This is a genomic window from Methylibium sp., assembly GCF_013817365.1.
Taxonomy (GTDB): Bacteria; Pseudomonadota; Gammaproteobacteria; order Burkholderiales; family Burkholderiaceae_C; genus Methylibium.
Genome location: NZ_JACDCU010000224.1, coordinates 1 through 6,434 on the forward strand (window position 1 = coordinate 1; position 6,434 = coordinate 6,434).

Here is a 6,434-nt window from a genome sequence, read left to right on the forward strand (position 1 = left end):
GCCCTGCTGACCGAAGCGCGGCGCGGCGAGATGGTGGTCGATTTCTGTGCCGGCGCCGGCGGCAAGACGCTGGCGCTCGGCGCAATGATGCGCAACACCGGCCGGCTCTACGCCTTCGACGTGTCGGGTCACCGGCTCGATGCGCTCAAGCCGCGGCTGGCGCGTAGCGGTCTGTCCAATGTGTATGCGGTGCAGATCGCCCACGAGCGCGACGAGCGCATCGAGCGCCTGGCCGGCAAGATCGACCGCGTGCTGGTCGATGCGCCGTGTTCGGGGCTGGGGACCTTGCGCCGCAATCCCGACCTGAAGTGGCGCCAGTCGCCGCGGACGATCGATGCCTTGAGAAACGGACAGACGACCATCCTGGACAGCGCCGCGCGCCTGCTCAAGTCGGGCGGCCGGCTCGTCTACGCAACGTGCAGCTTGCTGCAAGCAGAGAACGAGGAGATCGCGCAACGCTTCAGCACCGAGCATCGTGAGTTCGTGCCACTCCCTGTCGCCCCCGCGTTGGAGCGAGCCGGACTGGGGCAAGCGCTGAATCTCGTCGCGCGCGACTATTTGCGTTTGTGGCCTCATCGGCACGCAACCGACGGCTTCTTTGCGGCTATATGGCACCGCAAGTGAGAAAAGCGCGGTAGGGAACGTTGCGCCCGCCGCGCACTCCAAGCGAATGCGACTGCAATAGACTGGGGTTCTCCGGGGTCTCTCTGCGGCTCGCCAACTACAATCTCCTGTTGCTCAAGAGGATACAAATGGAATCGATATCGACCTTGTGGTTTGCCTTGATCGATGGCCTCGCCGATGGATGGCTGCAGGCTTCGTGGTGGCAGGTCCTGATCGCCGCTCTGGTGTTCACGCACATCACCATCGCCGCCGTCACGATCTTCCTGCACCGCTCGCAGGCGCACCGCTCGCTTGATTTGCATCCGGCGGTCTCACACTTCTTCCGTTTCTGGCTGTGGCTGACCACCGGCATGGTGACCAAGGAGTGGGTCGCGATCCACCGCAAGCACCACGCCAAATGCGAGACGCACGACGACCCGCACAGCCCTCAGACGCGTGGCATCAAGGCCGTGCTGTTGACCGGCAGCGAGATGTACCGCGCGGAAGCCAAGAACGAGGAAACGCTGGCCAAGTTCGGTCATGGCACACCCGACGACTGGATCGAGCGCAACCTCTACACCCGCTATAGCTGGCAGGGCGTGGGCCTCATGCTGCTCGTCAACCTGTTCCTGTTCGGCGCCATCGGTGCGAGCGTGTGGGCGTTGCAGATGGCCTGGATCCCGATCACCGCGGCCGGCATCATCAACGGCCTGGCTCACTGGTGGGGCTACCGCAGCTTCGAGGCACCCGATGCTTCGACCAACATCTCGCCCTGGGGCATCATCATCGGTGGCGAGGAGTTGCACAACAACCACCACACCTACCCGACCTCGGCCAAGCTGTCGGTCAAGCCTTACGAGTTCGATATCGGTTGGGCCTACATCCGTGGGCTGGAAATGCTGGGCCTCGCCACCGTGCGCAAGACGCCGCCGAAGATGGCACTGGGCGCCCTGAAGCCGGTGGCAGACAGCCAGACGCTGGAAGCCATCATCAACCACCGCTACGAATTGATGGCCAGCTACGGCCGCGATCTCAAGGCCGCTTGTGCGACCGAGATGGCGCGCCTCAAGGCCAGCGGCCAGCCGGACCCGGCCAAGCAGGCCCAGTTGCGGCTCGCCCAGCGCTGGCTGCACCGCGACGACGACCGCATTCCGCAAGCGGTGCGGTCGCAGGTGGCGTCCGCACGCGCAGAGCATCCGGTGCTCGACATGCTGGTGACGATGCGCGAAGAGTTGCGCCAGTTGTGGACCCGCACCAACGTCTCGGCCGAGCAGCTGGTGGCGGACCTGCAGGCATGGTGCAAGAAGGCCGAGGAAAGCGGCATTGCAACCTTGCAGGAATTTGCGTTGCGACTGCGCGCGGCGCACGCCTGAAGACGGCGGATCGCACAACGAGAAAGCGCCCTGCGGGGCGCTTTTTTCATGGGCATATGCAACTTGCCGCGCGGCGCAACAAAAAACCCGCCGGGCCGAAGCCGGGCGGGTTCTTGCAGAAAAGGCGCCGAATTACTTCAGCTTCACTTCCTTGTAGGCGACATGCTTGCGAGCCTTGGGATCGAACTTCATGATCTCCATCTTCTCGGGCATCGTCTTCTTGTTCTTGTCGGTCGTGTAGAAGTGACCCGTGCCGGCAGTCGATTCCAGCTTGATTTTTTCGCGTCCACCTTTGGCCATGATGTGCTCCTTGCTTCGGGGTCAGGCGATCAGAGTTCGCCGCGGGTGCGCAGGTCGGCAACGACCTTTTCGATGCCCACCTTGTCGATCAGGCGCAGCGCGGCGTTGCTGATGCGCAAGCGAACCCAGCGGTTCTCGGTTTCGAGCCAGAAGCGGCGGTACTGCAGGTTAGGCAGGAAGCGGCGCTTCGTTTTGTTGTTCGCGTGGGAAACATTGTTCCCGACCATCGGGCGTTTGCCCGTGACTTGACAGACGCGTGCCATGACGCTTCTCCGTTCTTAATTCGCTAGGTTTGAATCGACCCACAGAGCAGGCACTTGAACAAATGTCTGGTGTGTGCCCTTCCGGCGCCCTCGCGTACCGCGGACGGCAGGCTAGGAGTGCCGGGTCTGATATCCGGCAAAGAGCGCGATTATAGACGCATGGAAGTGCTCGACGGTACGCGGGTTCAGAGCGTGCCGTCCTGCTCCAAGAAGCGCTGCGCATCGAGCGCGGCCATGCAGCCGGTGCCGGCACTGGTAATCGCCTGGCGGTACACATGGTCCTGCACGTCGCCGGCGGCGAACACACCGGGCACGCTGGTCATGGTGGCGAAACCGGACAGACCGCTTTTCGTGATGATGTAGCCGTCTTTCATTTCGACCTGACCCTGAAAGACTTCGGTATTGGGCTGGTGGCCGATGGCAATGAAGCAACCCTGCAGCTTCAACTCGTGCGTGCTGCCGTCCTGCGTGCTTTTCAGGCGGATGCCGGTGACGCCGCTGGTATCGCCGAGCACTTCGTCGAGGACGTGGAAAAGTTTGAATTCGATTTTTCCGGCGGCCGCCTTTTCCATCAGCTTGTCCACCAGGATCGGTTCGGCCTTGAACTTGTCCCGGCGGTGGACGAGGGTGACCTTGCTGGCGATGTTGGCCAGGTACAGCGCTTCCTCGACCGCCGTGTTGCCGCCGCCGATCACGCACACCTCCTGGTCGCGGTAGAAGAAGCCGTCGCATGTGGCGCAGCCGCTGACGCCGCGCCCCATGAAGGCCTGCTCCGATGGCAGGCCCAGGTACTTGGCCGAGGCGCCTGTTGCGATGATGAGTGCGTCGCAGGTGTAGCTGCCGGCATCGCCGGTCAGTACGAAGGGGCGTTTGGAAAAATCGACCGTGTTGATGTGGTCGAACACGATCCGCGTCTTGAAGCGCTCCGCATGCTCGAGAAAACGCTGCATGAGATCGGGCCCCTGCACGCCATGCACGTCGGCCGGCCAGTTGTCGACGTCGGTGGTTGTCATGAGTTGCCCGCCTTGCGCGAGGCCGGTCACGAGCATCGGCTCGAGGTTGGCGCGGGCGGCGTAGAGCGCGGCGGTGTAGCCGGCGGGGCCGGAGCCGAGGATCAATACCTTCGCGTGCGGGGTTTGTGGCGTGCTCATGGGTAGGGGTGCGAGTGTGGTTCACCGGCCATTTAAGGGTGCGTCCGGGGTTGTGAGCACTGACCTTCGGTTAGAGTGGCCGGCGGTAACAGATCACGCTTGTCTGCCGCTCCTGCGGCGCAGGGCGGATTGTAGGTAAGGTCATCGAGAGGCGTTGCAAGCCGGTCGGCAGCCGCGATCGATGCACGACAAACCAGGAGGATGTCTGATGGCGATGTTGTCCAATCTCGACCTGATCCGGCGTGTGCCGCTGTTCTCGCTGCTCACTGGCGAGCAGGCTCAGTCGATTGCCGATGGTGTGGTCAAGCGGCGCTACCGGCGCGGCGAAACCATCGTCGAGCAGGGCACGAAATCCAACTCGCTGTTCATCCTGCTGACCGGGCGCGCCCGCGTCGTCACGGCCGATGCGCGCGGCCGCGAGGTCATCCTTGCGGTGCTGCAGCCGGGCGACTACCTCGGCGAGATGAGCCTGATCGACAACGAGCCGCATTCCGCGACGGTGCGCGCGGAGGTGCAGAGCGATGCGCTGGTGCTCGGCCGCTCCGAGTTCACGCGCTGCCTGCCGGAGAATTCGAGCCTGTCGTACGCGATCATGCGCGGCCTGGTGTCCCGGCTGCGCTCGGCCGACCGGCAGATCGAATCGCTGGCGCTGCTCGACGTGTACGGCCGGGTCGCCCGCGCGTTGCTCGACATGTCCGAGGACGGCGCCGACTACAAGCTCATCCGCAACAAAGTCTCGCGGCAGGACCTCGCCAAAGTGGTCGGCGCCTCGCGCGAGATGGTCAGCCGCGTGATGAAAGACCTGGAAGAGCGCGGCTTCATCAAGACGCAGGACACCGGCGCTGTCCACATCATGGAGCGGCTGGCGCACCGCTGAGAGGAAGACGGTCCGGCTCGTGCGGTGCAGGCCCGCTGCGGGCATCGCACCAACCCGGTGGCAGTTGCGCCGCTGCGCTGTGCAACGGTTGTCGCGGAGGCGAAGAGCGCCAGACTGCGACTGCGTGAACCACTGCACCGCCTGAGCCTCGGGCAACAGATCGACACCGCCACGGCGGCAAGCGGCGCGCCGCTCGGGCGACAATCGCCGACATGAGTTTTCCCCTCGGTTCTCTCGGCGCCGACGGCGCCGCTCTCCCCGGCCGAAGCGCCGCGCCGCCGACCGCTGCAACGCGTTGGCGCCTCCAGTTCGCTGTGGTGTTCGGGGGCGTCGTCTGGTTGCTGGCGTTGCTGGCGTTGCTCACCCACAGTGCGGGCGATCCCGCGTGGTCGACCTCCGGCCTGCGCCCCGACATCCACAACGGCGCTGGCGTGTTCGGCGCCTGGTTTGCCGACCTCGCCTTCTTCCTGTTGGGCCATTCGGCCTGGTGGCTGCTGCCGATCGGGGCGCGTGCCTGGCTCGGCGCATTGGCGCTGTGGCTGCGTGGCGACCGGGCAGCCACCCGCGCCGATCCCATGGCGGCGCGGCCGGAGTGGCTGCTCTGGATCGGTGTCGTGCTGCTGCTGGCGGCGAGCTGTTCGCTCGAGCACACGCGGCTGTACCAGTGGGAGGCCGGCCTGCCAGGCGGCCACGCCGGCGGCGCGCTCGGCTATGCACTGGGCGCTGCCAGCGTGAGAGCCATCGGTTTCACCGGCTCGGGCGTTTTCTGGATCGCGGCGCTTGTGGCGAGCCTGCCGCTGGCGTTGCGCTTCTCGTGGCCGGTGGTCGCGGAGCAGCTTGGTGCCGCGCTGGAAGGATTGCGTGAGAAGCGCACCCTGCGCATCGAGCGCGCCGAGGACATCCGCCTGGGCGAGCAGGCGCTGCGCGAACGCGAGACCGTCGTTGAGTTCGAGCGGGTGCAGCTCGGCGACCATGCGCCGCTGGTCATCGAAGCGCCAATCGTCGAGCTGCCCAAGAGCGAACGCGTCGCCAAGGAAAAGCAGAAACCCCTCTTCACCGAGCTGGCCGACACCAAGCTGCCGCAGGTCGATCTGCTCGACGCCGCGCCCGGCCGCATGGAGACGGTGACGCCCGAGTCGCTGGAGATGACTTCGCGGATGATCGAGAAGAAGCTCAAGGACTTCGGCGTCGAGGTGCGCGTGGTGGCGGCCTCGCCCGGCCCGGTGATCACGCGCTACGAGATCGAGCCGGCCACCGGTGTGAAGGGCTCGCAGATCGTCGGTCTCGCCAAGGACCTCGCGCGTTCGCTGAGCCTCGTGAGCATCCGCGTGGTCGAGACGATCCCCGGCAAGAACTACATGGCGCTGGAGCTGCCCAATGCCAAGCGGCAGATGATCCGGCTCGCAGAGATCCTCGGCTCGCAGGCCTACAACGATGCGAGTTCGATGCTGACCATCGGCCTGGGCAAGGACATCGTCGGCGGCCCGGTCGTCGCCGATCTCGCCAAGATGCCGCACTGCCTGGTCGCGGGCACCACCGGCGCGGGCAAGTCGGTCGGCATCAACGCCATGATCCTCAGCCTGCTCTACAAGGCCGAGGCGCGCGACGTGCGGCTCATCCTCATCGACCCGAAGATGCTCGAGATGAGCATCTACGAGGGCATCCCGCACCTGCTGTGCCCCGTGGTCACCGACATGAAGCAGGCCGCCAACGCGCTCAACTGGGGCGTGGGCGAAATGGAGCGGCGCTACAAGCTGATGAGCAAGCTGGGCGTGCGCAACTTGGCCGGCTACAACAAGAAGATCGACGAGGCCGCGGTCAAGGGCGACAAGCTGCCCAACCCCTTCAGCCTCACCCCCGAGCAGCC

General features: G+C 65.2%; 7 protein-coding genes. 4 read left to right on the forward strand and 3 right to left on the reverse strand.

Annotation, left to right across the window (positions count from 1 at the left end):
- Together H0W38_RS13720 and H0W38_RS13725 are read left to right on the forward strand one after the other, a co-directional pair.
- Window positions 1–624 (forward strand): RsmB/NOP family class I SAM-dependent RNA methyltransferase (locus tag H0W38_RS13720; protein WP_292454968.1); only part of this gene is annotated, 624 nt, incomplete at its 5' end.
- Between the two features lie 128 nt (window positions 625–752).
- Window positions 753–1,976: an acyl-CoA desaturase gene (locus H0W38_RS13725; RefSeq protein WP_292454971.1), complete on the forward strand. Its 1,224-nt coding sequence runs from the start codon at window positions 753–755 to the stop codon at window positions 1,974–1,976.
- Window positions 1,977–2,108: 132 nt separating this feature from the next.
- On the opposite strand, the gene rpmG is transcribed toward H0W38_RS13725, so the two are convergent.
- The 3 genes from rpmG to trxB form a co-directional block, all read right to left on the reverse strand.
- The gene (gene rpmG, locus H0W38_RS13730; protein ID WP_292443151.1) at window positions 2,109–2,276 is read right to left on the reverse strand and encodes a 50S ribosomal protein L33; all 168 of its coding nucleotides are present in this window, start codon (window positions 2,274–2,276) and stop codon (window positions 2,109–2,111) included.
- A 29-nt stretch (window positions 2,277–2,305) separates the two neighbouring features.
- Entirely contained in the window at window positions 2,306–2,539 is a 234-nt protein-coding gene (rpmB, locus tag H0W38_RS13735) for a 50S ribosomal protein L28 (RefSeq protein ID WP_292443153.1), read from the reverse strand.
- 185 nt (window positions 2,540–2,724) lie between these two features.
- Complete coding sequence (gene trxB / locus H0W38_RS13740) at window positions 2,725–3,690, reverse strand: thioredoxin-disulfide reductase (RefSeq protein WP_292454972.1); 966 nt, start codon at window positions 3,688–3,690, stop codon at window positions 2,725–2,727.
- A gap of 208 nt (window positions 3,691–3,898) precedes the next feature.
- Between trxB and H0W38_RS13745 the strand changes: the two genes are divergently transcribed.
- Window positions 3,899–4,567 carry a Crp/Fnr family transcriptional regulator gene (locus tag H0W38_RS13745; RefSeq protein ID WP_292454975.1) on the forward strand — a complete coding sequence of 223 codons (669 nt, stop codon included), beginning with the start codon at window positions 3,899–3,901 and terminating at the stop codon, window positions 4,565–4,567.
- A gap of 212 nt (window positions 4,568–4,779) precedes the next feature.
- The coding region (locus H0W38_RS13750; RefSeq protein ID WP_292454976.1) for a DNA translocase FtsK at window positions 4,780–6,434 on the forward strand (1,655 nt) is incomplete at its 3' end.